This window comes from Thiogranum longum (assembly GCF_004339085.1).
Lineage (GTDB): Bacteria > Pseudomonadota > Gammaproteobacteria > DSM-19610 > DSM-19610 > Thiogranum > Thiogranum longum.
This window is the reverse complement of the sequence record NZ_SMFX01000001.1, coordinates 962,494-978,816: the sequence shown is the minus strand read 5'-3', so window position 1 is coordinate 978,816 and position 16,323 is coordinate 962,494. Positions and strand designations below refer to the sequence as shown.

The 16,323-nt window shown below is 56.4% G+C and carries 13 protein-coding genes; 9 read left to right on the top strand and 4 right to left on the bottom strand.

The features are described 5' to 3' along the window. Position 1 precedes the first annotated feature (1 nt). From DFR30_RS04915 to DFR30_RS04895, 5 genes are read left to right on the top strand one after another with little or no spacing between them, the layout of a single operon-like run. On the top strand, positions 2 to 307 hold the full coding sequence (locus DFR30_RS04915) for a chaperone modulator CbpM (RefSeq protein ID WP_132971605.1): 306 nt from the start codon (positions 2 to 4) through the stop codon (positions 305 to 307). Then, the gene (gene ppsA / locus DFR30_RS04910; RefSeq protein ID WP_132971604.1) at positions 304 to 2,718 is read left to right on the top strand and encodes a phosphoenolpyruvate synthase; all 2,415 of its coding nucleotides are present in this window, start codon (positions 304 to 306) and stop codon (positions 2,716 to 2,718) included. Before DFR30_RS04915 ends, ppsA begins: the two co-directional genes overlap by 4 nt. Further along, positions 2,715 to 3,263, top strand: a complete 549-nt coding sequence (locus DFR30_RS04905) for an HdeD family acid-resistance protein (protein WP_132971603.1) — start codon at positions 2,715 to 2,717, stop codon at positions 3,261 to 3,263. Before ppsA ends, DFR30_RS04905 begins: the two co-directional genes overlap by 4 nt. Positions 3,264 to 3,279: 16 nt before the next feature. Further along, the gene (gene glgP, locus DFR30_RS04900) at positions 3,280 to 5,793 is read left to right on the top strand and encodes an alpha-glucan family phosphorylase (protein WP_243640680.1); all 2,514 of its coding nucleotides are present in this window, start codon (positions 3,280 to 3,282) and stop codon (positions 5,791 to 5,793) included. A gap of 38 nt (positions 5,794 to 5,831) precedes the next feature. Then, the gene (locus DFR30_RS04895; protein WP_132971602.1) at positions 5,832 to 7,148 is read left to right on the top strand and encodes an APC family permease; all 1,317 of its coding nucleotides are present in this window, start codon (positions 5,832 to 5,834) and stop codon (positions 7,146 to 7,148) included. A 2-nt stretch (positions 7,149 to 7,150) separates the two neighbouring features. On the opposite strand, the gene DFR30_RS14530 is transcribed toward DFR30_RS04895, so the two are convergent. Then, the gene (locus DFR30_RS14530) at positions 7,151 to 7,972 is read right to left on the bottom strand and encodes a universal stress protein (RefSeq protein ID WP_165869096.1); all 822 of its coding nucleotides are present in this window, start codon (positions 7,970 to 7,972) and stop codon (positions 7,151 to 7,153) included. 115 nt (positions 7,973 to 8,087) lie between these two features. On the opposite strand from DFR30_RS14530, the gene DFR30_RS04885 reads away from it, so the two are divergent. Then, the gene (locus DFR30_RS04885; protein WP_165869095.1) at positions 8,088 to 9,161 is read left to right on the top strand and encodes a lipid A deacylase LpxR family protein; all 1,074 of its coding nucleotides are present in this window, start codon (positions 8,088 to 8,090) and stop codon (positions 9,159 to 9,161) included. A gap of 104 nt (positions 9,162 to 9,265) precedes the next feature. Continuing rightward, a complete protein-coding gene (locus DFR30_RS04880; RefSeq protein WP_132971600.1) occupies positions 9,266 to 11,857 on the top strand; it encodes a plasma-membrane proton-efflux P-type ATPase in 2,592 nt (863 codons plus the stop codon). Between the two features lies 1 nt (position 11,858). On the opposite strand, the gene DFR30_RS04875 is transcribed toward DFR30_RS04880, so the two are convergent. Together DFR30_RS04875 and DFR30_RS04870 are read right to left on the bottom strand one after the other, a co-directional pair. After that, positions 11,859 to 13,256 carry an MBL fold metallo-hydrolase RNA specificity domain-containing protein gene (locus DFR30_RS04875; RefSeq protein WP_132971599.1) on the bottom strand — a complete coding sequence of 466 codons (1,398 nt, stop codon included), beginning with the start codon at positions 13,254 to 13,256 and terminating at the stop codon, positions 11,859 to 11,861. 10 nt (positions 13,257 to 13,266) lie between these two features. Continuing rightward, the gene (locus DFR30_RS04870) at positions 13,267 to 13,857 is read right to left on the bottom strand and encodes a hypothetical protein (protein WP_132971598.1); all 591 of its coding nucleotides are present in this window, start codon (positions 13,855 to 13,857) and stop codon (positions 13,267 to 13,269) included. A gap of 209 nt (positions 13,858 to 14,066) precedes the next feature. Here DFR30_RS04870 and DFR30_RS04865 point away from each other — a divergent pair, with 209 nt between their 5' ends. Together DFR30_RS04865 and DFR30_RS04860 are read left to right on the top strand one after the other, a co-directional pair. Further along, positions 14,067 to 14,471, top strand: coding sequence for a phage holin family protein (locus DFR30_RS04865; RefSeq protein WP_165869094.1), 405 nt, complete (start codon positions 14,067 to 14,069; stop codon positions 14,469 to 14,471). 6 nt (positions 14,472 to 14,477) lie between these two features. Then, entirely contained in the window at positions 14,478 to 15,665 is a 1,188-nt protein-coding gene (locus DFR30_RS04860; RefSeq protein ID WP_132971596.1) for an acetate/propionate family kinase, read from the top strand. A gap of 58 nt (positions 15,666 to 15,723) precedes the next feature. Here DFR30_RS04860 and DFR30_RS04855 read toward each other — a convergent pair whose 3' ends face one another. Further along, positions 15,724 to 16,227 (bottom strand): DUF1269 domain-containing protein, encoded by a 504-nt coding sequence (locus DFR30_RS04855; protein WP_132971595.1) that lies wholly within the window; start codon positions 16,225 to 16,227, stop codon positions 15,724 to 15,726. Between the last annotated feature and the right edge of the window lie 96 nt (positions 16,228 to 16,323).

Sequence of the window (16,323 nt, the reverse complement as noted above, 5' to 3'; positions counted from 1 at the left end):
CATGCCGACAAACATACTGAATGGCGTAGTCATCGACGAACAGACACAGATGTCACTGGGTGAACTGTGCCGGGCCTGCTCACGACATGCCGAATGGGTTATCGAGCTGGTGGATGAAGGTGTCCTTGAACCCAGCGGCCCTTCCCCGGAACGCTGGTACTTCAGCGCTGTGTCCCTGCAAAGGGCGCTGGTGGCTGCACGACTGCAACGCGACCTGGGGGTCAACCTTGCCGGTGTGGCGCTGGCGCTGGACCTGCTCGAAGAGATAGAAACACTGCGTATACAACTGCGAGGCCATGGACGATGAGCAACAAAAAACGCTATATCCGCTGGTTCGAAGAGCTCGGCATCGAAGACATTCCCCTGGTCGGGGGCAAAAATGCCTCGCTGGGTGAAATGTACCGCGAACTCACGCCGCAGGGAGTAAAAATACCCAACGGTTTTGCCATTACGGCCGAAGCCTATCGCAGCATGCTCGATGATGCCGGTGCGTGGGAAAAATTACACGGCGTCCTCAACACCCTTGACCCCGATGATGTCGATGAGCTGGCGCGATGCGGCGCACAGGCACGCGAAATTGTCTACGCTGCAGGCCTGTCGGACCCGCTGCGCGAACAGATACTGGAAGCCTTCCACACACTGAAATCACAGTACAAAGGCGACATCAGCGTCGCCGTGCGCAGTTCCGCTACCGCGGAAGACCTGCCCAACGCCAGCTTTGCCGGCCAGCAGGATACCTACCTCAACATCGAAACCGACGAACAACTGATCGATGCCTGCCGCCGCTGTTTCGCCAGCCTGTTCACCGACCGGGCCATTCACTACCGGGTCGACCAGGGCTTCGATCATTTCAAGGTTTCCCTGTCGATTGGCGTCATGAAAATGGTACGTTCCGACCTGGCTTCCAGTGGCGTGATGTTCTCGCTGGATACCGAAACCGGCTTCCGTGATGTCGTATTTATTACAGGCGCCTACGGGCTCGGCGAGAATGTTGTGCAGGGTGCCGTGGATCCTGATGAGTTCTACGTCCACAAGCCCACCTTCGAACAGGGCCACCGCGCAGTGCTGCGCCGCCAGCTGGGCTCGAAGAAAATCAAAATGATCTATGCCACCGGGCGTACCCGTGAGGCAACACGCAACGTACCAACACCGCGCGAAGACCGGCAGCGTTTCTGTGTTTCCGATGAGGATGTACTGACACTGGCCGAGTATGCCATCAAGGTCGAGAAGCACTACAGTCGTCAGGCGGGTCACGATAAACCCATGGATATGGAGTGGGCGAAAGACGGCATCGATGGTGAACTGTATATGGTCCAGGCCCGCCCTGAGACAGTCGCCTCGCAGGTCACCGGCAATATGCTCGAAGTGTTTCATCTCAGGGAAGAAGGCAAAGTGCTCGCCACTGGTAATGCCGTTGGCACCCGTATCGCCAGTGGTAATGCACGTTTGATCCGTGACCTCAGCCAGCTCAATACCTTTCAGGCCGGTGAAGTACTGGTTGCCGATACCACCACCCCGGACTGGGAACCGGTGATGAAAATTGCCGCCGCCATTGTCACCAACCGTGGTGGCCGCACCTGTCACGCAGCCATTGTCGCACGTGAACTGGGTATTCCTGCCATTGTCGGCTGTGACGACGCCACGGCGGTTATCCCCGACGGGGAACCTGTCACGGTGGACTGCTCACAGGGCGACCGCGGTCGTGTCTATGCCGGTAAACTGGACTACGTTTGTGAAACCACCGACCTCGGCGAACTGTCGCGGCCAAAAACCCGTATCATGCTCAACCTGGGCAACCCCGACCTGGCATTCAAGACCTCGTTCCTGCCCAACGATGGCGTGGGCCTGGCGCGCATGGAATTTATCATCAACCAGTCCATCAAGGCACACCCGATGGCCCTGTTACACCCGGAGCGCGTGCGTGACCCTGCCCAGCGCGAACAGATCGACAGCCTGTGCCGTGGTTACGACAGCCCTACCGAGTTCTTTATCAAACACCTTTCCGAAGGTGTGGGTACCATTGCCGCTGCCTTCTGGCCCAGGCCGGTGGTGGTGCGCATGTCGGACTTCAAGTCCAACGAATACGCCTCACTGATCGGCGGTGGCTTTTTCGAACCGCAGGAAGACAACCCCATGCTGGGTTTCCGGGGTGCCTCACGTTACACACACCCCGATTACGCCGAAGGGTTTGCTCTCGAGTGCGCCGCCATGAAACGTGTACGCAACGACATGGGGCTGACCAACGTCATTCTTATGATCCCTTTCTGCCGGCGGGTGGAAGAAGGCGAACGGGTACTGAAGGCCATGGCGGACAATGGCCTTGGTCGCGGCGACAACGGTCTGCAGGTTTATGTCATGTGCGAGATCCCCAACAACGTCATCCAGATCGATGCGTTTGCCAAACTGTTCGACGGTTTTTCGATTGGCTCGAACGATTTGACCCAGCTCACACTGGGCGTCGACCGCGACTCCGAAATCGTTTCCTTCGACTTTGACGAACGCGACCCTGGCGTAAAAGAAATGATTCGCCTCGCCGTCGAAGGCGCGCGACGCAACGGCAAGCATTCCGGCCTGTGCGGGCAGGCGCCTTCCGATTACCCGGAAATGGCGGAATTCCTGGTCGAAACCGGTATTGATTCCATTAGCCTCAACCCCGATACCGTGCTGGCAACAACTCGACATGTTCTTCAACTCGAATCAACAAGGAGCAAAGAATGAACCAGCCAGAACCTGCATTACCAACACCAGGAACCCTCGGCCGCTATACCCTGATTACCGGCATCCTGCTCGCCATACTCGGCACGGTGGGTATACTGCTGCCAACCGTCGTTTCACTCGGTACCAGTGTCCTGATTGCCTGGCTGATGATTGCCGGCGGGCTGTTCTGGGCCTACCATACCTGGCAATACAACGCCCGCAACTTCATGGACTGGCTGAAACCGGTACTGTTGATCGTAAGTGGTGGCCTGATGCTGTTCTATCCATTATCCGGCGTAGCCGCTGTTGGCATGTTACTGTCGATCTACCTGCTGCTTGATGCATTTGGCAGTTTCGCTCTGGCAAGCGCTATTCGTCCGGCCAGTGGCTGGGGCTGGATGGTCTTTAACGGCATTGTATCACTGGCACTGGCCATCCTGTTTCTTGTCGGGTGGCCGGAAACCTCACTGTGGCTGGTCGGGCTGTATGTCAGTATCAGCCTGGTGTTTGATGGCTGGGCACTGATTATCATCGGTTGGGCATTACGCAAGTCCTCCGTCATCTGACGCGTAGTCGGGTCTCGTGCAAACTGGACATTACCTGCCGCGTTCCATGCCCGATGCACTGCATGGGCTGGTTACGCTGGCGCTTGATCTGCGCTGGAGCTGGCACCATGGCAGCGATGTACTGTGGCGTCAACTCGACCCGGAGCTGTGGGATAAAACCGCCAACCCCTGGCTGATGCTCGAGACAGTATCCGACTTGCGGCTTGGCACACTGGCCGAAGACCGGGACTTCCTTGACCTGTTACAAAAACAACTGGACGCACGCGAAGCGCACTTTGCCGAACAGTCCTGGTTTTCACGTGAGATTGACGGTGATTTCAAGGGACACATCGCCTACTTCAGCATGGAGTTCGGCATCTGTGAGTCCCTGCCCATTTACTCCGGCGGCCTCGGCGTACTGGCCGGTGATTTCCTTAAAACGGCTTGCGACCTCGATGTGCCTGTCATCGGAATCGGGCTTTTATACCAGCGCGGCTACTTCCGCCAGGCACTGAACGTGCACGGTGAGCAGATCGAGTTCTATCCTTATAATGACCCGACCATGCTGCCCGTTGTACCGTTGCGCGATGACCAGGGCGAGTGGGTACGCATCAGTATCGAACTGCCCGGGCGTAACCTGGACCTTCGCACCTGGCGGGCGCAGGTTGGACGTCGTACCCTGCTGCTGCTCGACAGCAATGATCCGTTGAACGACCCCGGCGACCGCGGTATCACCAGCGAGCTGTATGGTGGTGGCCATGAAATGCGCCTGCAACAGGAAATGGCGCTTGGTATCGGTGGCTGGCGACTGCTGGAAACCCTGGGTATCGATAGTCCCGTATGCCACCTCAACGAGGGACACGCTGCATTCGCCATACTCGAACGCTGCCGTTTATTCATGCAGCGTTACAAGGTCAGCTTCCGCCATGCGCTACGTGCCACCCGGGCCGGAAACCTGTTCACAACCCATACACCGGTCGCCGCCGGCTTCGATGTATTTGAACCCGAACTGACAAGCCTGTACCTCGGCACCCTCGCGGAGCAGATGGAAATCAGCATTGATGAACTGCTCACACTGGGTCGAAGCCATGCGGGTAACCTGCACGAAGGGTTCAACATGGCCTACCTCGCGTTACGCGGTGCCGGTGCCGTGAATGGTGTCAGTCGCCTGCACGGAGAAGTCAGCCGACGGATTTTCCTGCCACTGTTTCCGCGCTGGCCCGAGGCCGAAGTCCCTGTTGGTCACGTCACCAACGGCGTACACGTCCCGAGCTGGGACTCGGCTGCTGCCGACACCCTGTGGACCGAAAGCTGTGGAAAGTCCCGCTGGCTGGGCACGCTGGAAACGGTTGAGGAGGATCTGCGCAAGGTATCGAATGAAACACTCTGGCAATTCCGCACCACCGGCCGGCAGCGACTGGTAGAGTTTGTTCGCCGCCGCCTCGCACATCAGCAATGCAGCCGTGGCGCCACACGCCCCGATGCCAGCCAGTGCAGTGAAATACTGGAACCGGATGCCCTGACACTGGGTTTTGCCCGTCGCTTCGCTGAATACAAACGACCTAACCTGCTGTTGCAGGACCCGGCACGCCTGTTACGTCTGCTGACAAACCGTGACCGCCCGGTACAATTGATTCTTGCCGGCAAAGCACACCCGCGCGATAACGATGGCAAGACCATGCTGCGTCAGTGGCATGATTTTATCTCGACATACCAGGTCTGGGACCGTGTGGTATTTATCGAAGACTATGACCTCGACGTGGCCGCCCGGCTTACACAGGGCGTGGACGTCTGGATCAATACACCGCGCAGACCCTGGGAGGCCAGTGGCACCAGCGGCATGAAGGTGCTGGTCAATGGTGGACTCAACCTGTCCGAACTGGACGGCTGGTGGGCCGAGGCCTGGACGCCGGACGTGGGCTGGGCGATAGGTGACAGGCTGGAGCATGCGCCATCACAGGATGTCATCGAGGCCGGAGAGTTGTACCGTATCCTGGAGACCGAGGTCGTCCCCTGCTTTTACCAGCGTGACGAGCTCGGGCTTCCGCAGGAATGGGTCAACCGGATGCGTGAAAGCATGGCATGTCTGACCACGCAGTATTCCACCAACCGTATGTTACGTGAGTACACGGAAAACTATTACCTGTCGCTCGCGGATAACTATCGCGATCGTCGCGACAACCCTGAACAGGTGTCTGCCATCGAACGCTGGCACGACACACTGCTGCGTCACAGCCCGCGCATCCACTTTGGCAATGTCAGCAAAACCACCCGTGGCGACGCATATCAGTTCGAGGTCCAGGTCTACCTCGACGATGTACCGGTGGAAGCCGTGCAGGTCGAACTCTACGCAGAAGGTATCGACGGGGGCGCACCGGTGCGCAGCAGATTACAGTGCGGTCCACCACTGGCCGGTGCTGTTAACGCCTTTACCTACACGGGTAGCGTACCTGCAAACCGGCCGATTACGGATTACACACCACGCGTCGTCCCGTTTTTCCCGAAAGTGGCAATCCCGCTCGAAGCCAGCCCGGTTTACTGGTACACCTGAAGCCTCGCTGCTTAACAACCATTCACCAGGGCCTGCACATGGCAAACGGACAATCCGGAAACGGGGACAGCAAGCTCACCCTGAAAGAAGTTATCGCCATGGGTATAGGCGGCATGGTGGGCGGCGGGATCTTCTCCGTGCTCGGTCTGGCCATTGCACAGGCCGGCCACGCGGCACCGATTGCTTTTGCACTGGGCGGCTGTATCGCCCTGCTGACCGGCCTGTCCTACGCCCGGCTGGGACTGGTCTACCAGTCCAGTGGTGGCAGCTTCACGTTTATCGAACACGCCTTCAGTAACCAGAATGTTGCAGCGATTGGTGGCTGGCTACTGCTCGTTGGCTATGTCGGCACCCTGTCGTTGTATGCTTTTACCTTCGGCGTCTATGGCAGTGCCATGCTGGGCGCCGACGGGGCAAACCCGGCTGTGCATCATTTCCTGGAAACGCTTATTCTGTTGAGCTTTCTTGGTGTAAACCTGTACGGCATCAAGGCAAGCGGCACCAGTGAACTGGTGATTGTAACCATCAAGGTCATTATCCTCGGGCTGTTTGCCGTGATAGGCCTGTTCTATGTCAGGTCCGACCACCTGCTGCCGGTTTTCAACCAGGGGTACGGTGGTGTTGTGATGGGGGCAGCACTGATCTTTGTAGCCTACGAAGGCTTCGAACTGATTCCCAATGCCATTAACGAAATGGAAGACCCGCAGCGAAACCTGACGCGTGCCATCATGTGGTCGATTGCCGTTACCATCGCCATTTATGTTCTGGTCTCGATTGTGGCAACAGGAAACCTGTTGCCGGATGAAATAACACGTTACAAGGAATATGCACTGGCCGTGGCAGCCAAACCTTTCCTGGGCGAGGCCGGCTTTCAGCTGATCGGGCTTGCAGCACTGTTTTCTACCGCCTCTGCCATCAATGCCACCCTGTTCGGCACCGCTCGGCTGGGTATGATCATGGCGACACAAAAAGCCCTGCCGTCGGCCTTTGGCTTTCGGCGCCGGCAGAACAATATCCCCTGGTTCAGCCTGATCGCCATTACCCTGGTGACACTGGTGTTCGTGAACACCGCCAACCTGACGATCATTTCATCATTTGCCAGCTCTACGTTCCTGCTGATCTTCGCCCTGATCAACCTGTCGGCCTGCCTGTTGCGGGATAAAACCGGTGGCAATGCCCTGTTGCCGCTGGCAGGCCTGCTTTTGTCTCTGGCCTCATGGCTGGCACTGGTATTCTACCTGTGGGAAACCAGCCGCGAGAGCCTGTACTGGATCGGTATAATGTACCTTGCAATTATCGCCGCAGAGCTGCTGTTCAGCCAGCGCCGCTGTATCCTTCGTCCTGATGAAGACTGATATCAGGGTTTCACGACCAGCACATCACAATGCGCCTGGTGCAGCACACCACTGCTGACCGAGCCCAGCAGGCGCTCTATACCATGCCGTCCGTGTGAACCGACGATGATCAGGTCAACAGCTTTTTCACGCGCCCAGGAAACAATAGACCACTTTGGTGTGCCCCACTGCACCTCAAGGTCGGTATCCTTGCCCAGTTGCGTACGCTCGGCAAACTTCTTCATACTGTCTTCGGCCTGCACAATCTGCGTCTCGTCGTTCAGCGGCATACTGGCAAGTATCGGATCATAGTCGTCGTAATAAAACACCAATGGCTCTACTATGTGCAGTACATGCAGCTTCGCGTCATATTGTGTACATAATTCCCGTGCCCGGTGCGCTGCACGCTCTGACCAGACAGAAAAGTCGGTCGCCAGCAGAATATTCCGGTAGGGCGTCACTGGCCTGACCCTGTCCTTCTGCTCGGGCTTCTCTCTCAGCCAGTCCCAGGCCTTGTCAGCCTCGGACTTGTCAAAGAAACGCATCTCGGTATGGGTAAAAAAGTTTGCAAGCCCCACACCCAGGTGCTCGAGAGCGTTATCCCCGACAATGGCAATACGCTTGAAATCCTTGTCGTGCTGAAGACCGAAACGCAAGTCGTCCCATGCCGCACCGGGTTCCCAGCCCTGGAAATCCTCCAGCTCGACATAGAGGGAAATAACGCCATACTCACGTATCAGCGCTTCCAGTTTCGGCAAAAAGGTCTTGTAGTCCTTGTCAGTCAGCTTCCCACTGGCCTTGAATGCAAGAATATTTTCTTCGTTAACCGGTATGATTTCGAACATGTGAGCACTCCTGAGCGCATGTGTTAAACTGATACAAAGCCTAGACTATCAACGTTATTTTTGCTGTCACCTGGGTTACATGTGCACGGCAAAACCTGGCAGGAATACCTGGATAATGAGCTACCCAACCCCGCTGTTTTCGCTCCTGATACTGATAATCCTGTCCGCTTGCCAGGAATCGGCTCAGGCGGCGCCAACCGGTAACGCCAACCTCCACCTGAGAGAAGCCGCCAAGTACCGGCTCGAGTTTGATAATGACCTGTTTGTCGGGTCGGATAACCAGTTTTCCAGCGGCTGGAGTTTCCAGTATCACTCGGCGACAGGCGATGACTGGGCACGGCTTGAATCGCCGGCACAACAACTGGCCAGGCTCGGTGGACGACTGCCAGGCCTGCAGAATGACAACTTGTACAAACGTTTCAACCTGTCGATCGGGCAAATCATTCAGACACCGGCCAGGCTCAGCGAGTCGAAACTCATCAAGGATGATGTACCTTACGCCGCCATCATTGCCGTGCAAAGCACCTGGATCACCTACAACGATGAAACATTTCACGGCATCGAATTAACGCTGGGCGTCGTTGGCCCTGCCGCACTGGGCGAACCTTCGCAGAATTTTGTTCACAGACTGCTGGGTGTGAATGAAGCGGAAGGCTGGAACAACCAGCTGAACAGCGAGCCTGTACTCAACGTGAATTACATGCGCAAGAAGAAGTTTTACCGCGGCGGCGGTCCTTCAGGCCTGAAGTGGGATGCCACGATCGATGGGCACGCCGCACTGGGCACCCTGTTTACGCTGGCAGCCGTGCGCCTGGAAACCCGCATTGGCCGGAACATACCCGGAGGCTTCACCTACTACCCGGATCCAATCGGGCACAGCATGATTTATGACGCCACCTTGTCACCGGCATTGCCATCTGAACCATCCCTGTATACTTCTATTACCGCTTCGGCCATAGCCATTGCACATAATCTTTTACTGGACGGTAACGTTTTCCAGAACAGCCACAGCATCGACAAGGAGCCCTACGTGTTTATGCTCAACATCGGCTTTCACTATGAAACGCCACGCTGGGGTGCGCACATGGACTGGACCTTCACTACCGATACGGTGGAAACCGCCAGTATCGATGCCGCAGAGGATGCCGATAATGCCTTTGGCACCCTCATGTTCGAGTGGAAGCTGTAAGCAACTGACAGGGCCGGCCTGTCACCTGGGTTGCAGGCCAGGGAAGAAAATCACGCTAGTCTTGCAGAATCCCGTATCCCGTACTTTCAACCCAGGATTCGAACATGACCCAGGACACTGATACTTACGCACAACAAAGCGTCGCCGAGACCCTGAAGGCGCTGGATGTCGATCCGGCCGCCGGACTGACCGATGCCGAAGTAAAGCAGCGTCTCGAGAAATACGGCCCCAACGAAATAGAAGAACGCGAAGAACCGCTCTGGCACCGGATTTTCCGGCGTTTCTGGGCTCCCATCCCGTGGATGATCGAGGCCGCAGCTGTGCTGTCTGCGCTGGCAGGCAAGTGGGAAGACTTCGTGATCATCCTGGTCATGTTGCTGGTCAATGCAGGCCTCGATTTTTTCCAGGAACATCGCGCACTGAATGCCCTGAAAGCGCTAAAAGCAAGAATGGCGCGCCAGGTTACCGTGATGCGCAACGGGATAACGAAGGTCATACCGGCCCGGGATCTGGTGCCCGGTGACCTGGTGCGACTGCGTATCGGCGATATCGTACCTGCGGATGTCCAGCTGGTTTCCGGCGACTACCTGCTTATCGACCAGTCTGCGCTGACCGGTGAGTCATTGCCGGTCAGCCGAAAGATCAATGAAGTCGCCTATGCGAATACCATCGTCAAGCAGGGTGAAATGCTGGCTGTGGTCATCAATACCGGCATGAACACGCGCTTCTCCAGCGTGGTTTCGCTGGTCGCCCGGGCCCAACTGGAAGAACGCAGCCATTTCCAGAAAATGGTTATCCAGATTGGTAATTTCCTCATCCTGATCACCGTTGCACTGGTGCTGCTGATCATACTGGTATCGCTGTTCAGGGGCGACGAGCTGATCGAGATAATCCGTTTCGCACTGGTACTGACGGTTGCAGCAATTCCTGTCGCCCTGCCTGCAGTGCTTTCAGTCACTATGGCGGTCGGCGCCATGAATCTCGCTCGCCGCCAGGCGGTAGTATCAAAACTCACCGCCATCGAGGAGCTGGCCGGTGTCGATGTGTTCTGCAGCGACAAGACCGGTACGCTGACCGAGAACCGTATGCAGGTCGCGGAACCGGTAGTACTTGATGGACATGACATCCCCGAGCTGTTCCTGGTCGCGGCACTTGCCTCGCGCCTGGAAAACAACGACCCGATTGAATTACCGATATTCCACTATATCGATGAAAAGCTGCCGGACATGGATCTGGCGCCCTATCGTCAAACTCACTTCATCCCCTTTGACCCGGTACGCAAGCGAACCGAAGCAACAATCGAAACGGACAGTGAAACGTTCACCGCCGTAAAAGGCGCTGCCCAGGTGCTGGCGGAGATGGCGGAACTACCGGATGAAGAAGCCGCCATTGTCAACACACTGGTCGACCAGCTTGCCAGCAAGGGATATCGCACGCTGGCGGTGGGCCGGAAACCGGCTGACCAGCCACTGCAACTGATTGGCCTGATCCCCCTCTACGACCCACCCCGCCCGGAATCCGCCCAGGTCATTGCGGACATGCGCGACTACGGTGTACGCGTCAAAATGGTCACCGGCGACCACATTGCCATTGCCCGCGAAGTCGGCCGACTGCTGGGGCTGGAAGGCGAAACCATCCGTTCAAAACAGTTGACCGGTAGCGGAAGCCAGGAACTGCTGACGCTGACATCGGCCCTGTCTGCGGCCATCTACTCGCGCCTCAAAGGTGATGTTTCGCAATCGGAAGCCCGGCATTTTGCTGATGAAGTCATGGAGACACTCGAACAACTTTACGACACGCGCCTGCTGGAACGCGAGTTCATCTACACCCACGAATCGGCCATCATCGACATGATCGAGGATGTCGACCTGTTCGCCGAAGTCGTACCGGAAGACAAGTACCGCATTGTCGATACGCTGCAAAAAGGCGGTCACCTGGTCGCCATGACCGGCGATGGCGTCAATGACGCCCCGGCACTGAAAAAAGCCGACTGCGGCTTTGCCGTGGCCAACGCCACCGATGCCGCACGCGCAGCGGCTGATATTATCCTGACCGCACCCGGCCTGTCCGTCATTAACGAAGCCACCAAGCAGGCACGCATCACCTTTGAGCGGATGAAAAGTTATGCAACGTTCCGCATTGCGGAAACGATACGCATCATCCTGTTCATGACGCTGTCAATTGTGGTGTTTAATTTCTACCCGATCACGGCGTTGATGATCATTCTGCTGGCACTACTCAACGATATTCCGATACTCGCTATTGCCTACGACAACACCCGCGTGGACAGAAAGCCGGTGCGCTGGAATATGAGCGAACTGTTGACAGTTTCCAGTGCACTGGGCGTAACAGGCGTTATATCGTCTTTCCTGCTGTTTTATATCCTTCAAAAAAACGGCCTGCCCGAGGAACTGATTCAAACACTGCTGTTCCTGAAGCTGATCATTGCCGGTCACAGCACGCTGTATGTCACGCGTATCGATGACTGGTTCTGGAAACGCCCCTACCCGTCAGGCCTGTTGTTCGGTGCCACCTTTGGCACTGAAATCCTCGGCACACTGATCGCGGTATACGGGATATTCGTCACGCCAATTGGCTGGGAATACGCACTGGGTATCTGGGCCTACGCCCTGCTCTGGTTTGTCATCAACGACGCAGTAAAAATCCAGGCCTACCGTATCCTGCGCAATCGCTGAATCAAAGATCATAACGCTGGTGCAGTTCTGGCATCTCTACCTTTGTATGACTTAACTTGCGGGAAAATGCCTTCATAGCGTCTTCTTCACCGTGAACCAGAAAGGTTGTTGCCGGATTTCCGGTTCGCTGTTGCCAGGCCAGTAATTCTGCCTGATCGGCGTGCGCGGAGAATCCACCAATGGTGTGGATGCTGGCCTTCACCGGAATCTCCTCACCAAATATACGCACCGATTCAGCGCCATCAATTATACGGCGTGCCAGCGTGCCCTGTGCGGCATAGCCGACAAAGACAATACTGTTCTGCTGCCGCCACAGATTGTGCTTGAGGTGGTGACGAACGCGCCCACCGGTGCACATACCTGAACCCGCCATAATCACCGCACCACCGTCGATCTGGTTTATCGCCATGGATTCCGCCGTCTCACGGGTAAAGTGCAGCCCGGGCAGGTCAAAGGGGTCTGTACCTCCGTCGAAGATTTTCAGTGTCTCCTTGTTGAAACATTCCGGGTGCCGCCGGAAGATCTGTGTGGCGGATATGGCCATGGGCGAATCGAGAAAGACATTGGTAAAGTGTTCGATGTGTCCATCCTTCACACCCTCTCGCAGGTAATACAGTATTTCCTGGGCGCGCTCCAGCGCGAACGTTGGGATTATAATATTGCCGCCACGCCGGACAGTTTCGTTTATCACGGCGTACAACTCATGGATGGATGGCTCGAGTTGTTTGTGCAGGCGGTCCCCGTAGGTTGTTTCCATGATCACGGTATCGACAGGCTGTTGCGGACTGACCGGGTCACGCAGTACTGCCCTGCCACTGTAACCAAGATCTCCTGAAAACAGTACACGATGCTTGCGCCCTTCCTCTTCGAGATCCAGCACGATACTGGCGGACCCCAGGATATGTCCGGCATCGATAAAAGTTGCATCGATACCACCGTCGAGTCGCAGGGCTTCGTTATACGCTGCATGCCTGCCAAAATATTCGAGGCTGTTGAGCGCATCGAGCGTGGTATAGAGTGGCTCTACATTCCTGCCATGGTTGCCACCATGACGGCGCGCCTTGCGTAACTGGTAACGTGCTTCCTCTTCCTGAAGACCGGCAGAATCCAGCATCACCAGACGCGCCAGTTCGGCCGATGCCGGGGTAGTGATGATCTCGCCGTTAAAACCCTGTTTAACCAACAGCGGTATTCGTCCGCAATGATCAAGATGGGCATGGGTCAGGAGCAGATAGTCGATATCTGCGGGATCAAACCCGAAAGGCGCGGAATTCTCCTCCACCAGCTCATGTCCGCCCTGGTACAGTCCACAATCAATCAGAATGCGTTTTCCGGCACATTCGACCATGTGGCAGGAACCGGTTACGCCCCGGTCGGCACCATGAAACAAGATTTTCATTGATACTCCTTTAATGTGCTATCGGCATGGTAACGACCGGATCTGCACCCGCCCAGCCAAGACGCATGGCACAGTGCTCGGCCTGGTCGGGCGTGCAGTGCAAAATGACGGCGTATCGTCCTTGCTGAATAGCATCGTGGATCATTTCGATATCCGCATCCGGCACGCCCATGCGGTGCAAGGCGCTGGCCAACTGTGTCAGGGCCGCAGCACCGGCCATGGCACCACCGGTCAAAGCCGCCCCGGCAATTGCACCACCCAGTGCCTCGACAACCGGTCCCGCTGCAAGCAGTGGCCCAATGCCTGGCAGCATAAACAGGCCCGTCGCACCGGCAAGCAGGCCCCACAGCGCACCCCAGGCTGCGCCGTGCTCACCCCACACTTTCACGCGTTCTTCGGTATTGGTAAAGGCGAGGCCAAGCATATCGTCGCCCTCACCGCCGGAGCGGTGCAGCAGCGACAACTGGTCCATGGGAAAATCATCCTCGATAAGCTTTTCCACCACACGCCTCGCAGAAGCTTCATCGTTGAATATGCCACACGCCAGCACCAGGCGTGGTGGCTTGCCTTCAGCAGCTGTCGGTTTGTCTGTATCACTCATAGGTGTATTCCCCGGTTTCACGGAACTGCTGTCATGCCGCGAATACTGTGCGGCGGGATACTTGTAGCATGGACCCCGTGTAATCATTTATCATGATCCGGCGTCGACACTCAATCTACCACCGATCATCCTGTGGCGTTGTCACCCAGGTTACAGCCCCACCAGAAAGGAGCAGGCAAAATGCACCGAAATTCACAGGAGCAGGAAAAATGTTAGTCGGGTTTCTGGTGATATGGCTGATAACCGCGCTGGGACTCTGGCTGGTAACACTCATGGTGGGTGGCGTAAAGGCAGATTCGGCCGGCAGCCTGCTACTGGCGGCCCTGGTACTGGGCATTTTCAACGCGGTGATCCGGCCAATCCTCTGGTTTCTCACGTTACCGCTTACGGTATTCACATTCGGCCTGTTTGCCCTCCTGATCAACGCAGTGATGCTGAAACTCACTGCCGCCATCGTGCCGGGATTCGAGGTCGAGCGTTTTGGTGATGCTGTACTCGCTGCCATCATCATGGCGCTGTTGGCCATTGTCGGTTTTATCTTCGTCCAGTGGCTTATGTTCGATACGGTGTACTGGATGCATATGAGTACCGGGCACCCGATGTACAACATCTAGTCCGGCATGACGACCGGCCGCGACAACCTGCTGGTGATCAACAGTGGGTCTTCCAGCCTGAAATTTACCCTGTTTACCGGCGTAGATCGCAGCTCGCTGCAGGAGCGCTGTCGTGGCCTGATGAGTGGCATTGGACAGGAAAGTCGTTTCCGGGTTTCTGAGAATGGACGAACCCGTGAGGTGCCCGTGGTCCTTCAAGACCACGAGCAGGCGCTGTCCACCCTGATGACATGGTTGTCGGAACAGGCCGGGGACGCAACGCTGACCGCTGTTGGCCATCGCATGGTGCATGGTGGAACACGCTTTAACAAACCGGTCCCTGTCACCAACGATGTACTCCACTACCTGGATACACTGACGCCACTTGCACCCAATCATCTACCAGCCAACCTGGCAGGTATTGCTGCACTACAGAAGCTTCAGCCGAACCTCCCCCAGGTTGCCTGTTTCGATACCGCGTTCCACAGCACGCGCGCAGAAGTAGAACAGCAGTTCGCACTTCCGGACCGGGAAGCATTGAATAATGTAAGGCGCTATGGTTTTCACGGCTTGTCTTATGAATATATCGCCAGCGTGCTTCCCGATCACCTGGGTGAAAAAGCAGACGGCAGGGTTATTGTTGCACACCTCGGACACGGGGCCAGCCTGTGCGCCATGCATCAGCGTCACAGCGTCGCCACCACAATGACCTTCACACCGCTGGATGGTATCCCGATGGGCACCCGCAGCGGCAGTATTGACCCGGCCGTGGTACTTTATCTCCTGCAACAGGGTATGACATCGCAGGCGATTTCTGACCTGCTCTACTTCGAGTCGGGTCTGCTGGGTGTATCCGGTATCAGCGACGACATGAGTACACTGCTCGACTCAAATGAAGCAAAAGCCCGCTTTGCAATTGATCTGTTTGTTCACCACACGGTACGCGCCATCGGTTCGCTGGCGGCGGCACTGGGGGGCATTGACGGGCTGGTATTCACTGCCGGTATCGGTGAACACAGCCCGAGGATACGTTCCGCCGTCGCTGCCGGTTGCAAGTGGCTAGGGCTGGAACTCGATGAAGCTGCCAATACCCGTGGCATATCATGTATCAATAAACCCGGGAGTCAGGTTGAAGCCCGTGTTATTCCCACCAATGAAGAACTGATGATTGCCCGGCATACACTTGCAACGCTGTCATTACAAGCCGGGAACTGATAGCCGAACTTGCACACCCGGGCCTGTATCGTCCTGCCGTCGCAGGGACGTACTGCTGTTACGGAAAAGCGGGGATTGTCGGCTCGGTGCCTTCGAAGTCAGCATCAGGATGGTGTTTCCTGACCAGTTCTTCAATTTCACTAACCCGGTCTTTTGGCACATCGACCATCATCAGCAGCTCGCCTTTTTCAATCGCTGACTGGAATTCCTTCACACGGGTATTATCTACATCCATACCAATCATACCACCCAGCCAGGCACCCATACCGGCACCCAGCAGGCTCATGGCCAGCAACGCACCGCCGGCAATCACGACACCTGGCATGGCAACTGCGGCCAGACCCGCCAGCACCCCGGTTGCCCCGCCCAGGGCCACACCTCGTTCCACAGCGGGAATAAAATCACTTTTTTGCAGCAGCGACGCCTCTGGCAGATCTCCCAGCGACACCCCTTCCGGTGCGATGACATGAATATGACGCTCCTCAACACGCGCCAGCAGCAATTCATCGACCACCTTATGCGCAACTTCCACATTGGGTAGAAGAAAATATAAACGTCTCATCACATGCACTCCTTTTCCGGGCTGTTTTAAAAATGTTTTTATGTATTACAGAATATACCACAGGTCGCCAACTATGCTATGGCTGTCACCCAGGTT

What these genes read in the sequence shown, in the direction of transcription:
- DFR30_RS04915 (WP_132971605.1), top strand. Translation starts at nt 2, where the DNA reads ATGCCGACAAACATACTGAATGGCGTAGTCATCGACGAACAGACACAG.
- ppsA (WP_132971604.1), top strand. Translation starts at nt 304, where the DNA reads ATGAGCAACAAAAAACGCTATATCCGCTGGTTCGAAGAGCTCGGCATC.
- DFR30_RS04905 (WP_132971603.1), top strand. Translation starts at nt 2,715, where the DNA reads ATGAACCAGCCAGAACCTGCATTACCAACACCAGGAACCCTCGGCCGC.
- DFR30_RS04895 (WP_132971602.1), top strand. Translation starts at nt 5,832, where the DNA reads ATGGCAAACGGACAATCCGGAAACGGGGACAGCAAGCTCACCCTGAAA.
- DFR30_RS14530 (WP_165869096.1), bottom strand. Translation starts at nt 7,972, where the DNA reads ATGTTCGAAATCATACCGGTTAACGAAGAAAATATTCTTGCATTCAAG.
- DFR30_RS04885 (WP_165869095.1), top strand. Translation starts at nt 8,088, where the DNA reads ATGAGCTACCCAACCCCGCTGTTTTCGCTCCTGATACTGATAATCCTG.
- DFR30_RS04880 (WP_132971600.1), top strand. Translation starts at nt 9,266, where the DNA reads ATGACCCAGGACACTGATACTTACGCACAACAAAGCGTCGCCGAGACC.
- DFR30_RS04875 (WP_132971599.1), bottom strand. Translation starts at nt 13,256, where the DNA reads ATGAAAATCTTGTTTCATGGTGCCGACCGGGGCGTAACCGGTTCCTGC.
- DFR30_RS04870 (WP_132971598.1), bottom strand. Translation starts at nt 13,857, where the DNA reads ATGAGTGATACAGACAAACCGACAGCTGCTGAAGGCAAGCCACCACGC.
- DFR30_RS04865 (WP_165869094.1), top strand. Translation starts at nt 14,067, where the DNA reads ATGTTAGTCGGGTTTCTGGTGATATGGCTGATAACCGCGCTGGGACTC.
- DFR30_RS04860 (WP_132971596.1), top strand. Translation starts at nt 14,478, where the DNA reads ATGACGACCGGCCGCGACAACCTGCTGGTGATCAACAGTGGGTCTTCC.
- DFR30_RS04855 (WP_132971595.1), bottom strand. Translation starts at nt 16,227, where the DNA reads ATGAGACGTTTATATTTTCTTCTACCCAATGTGGAAGTTGCGCATAAG.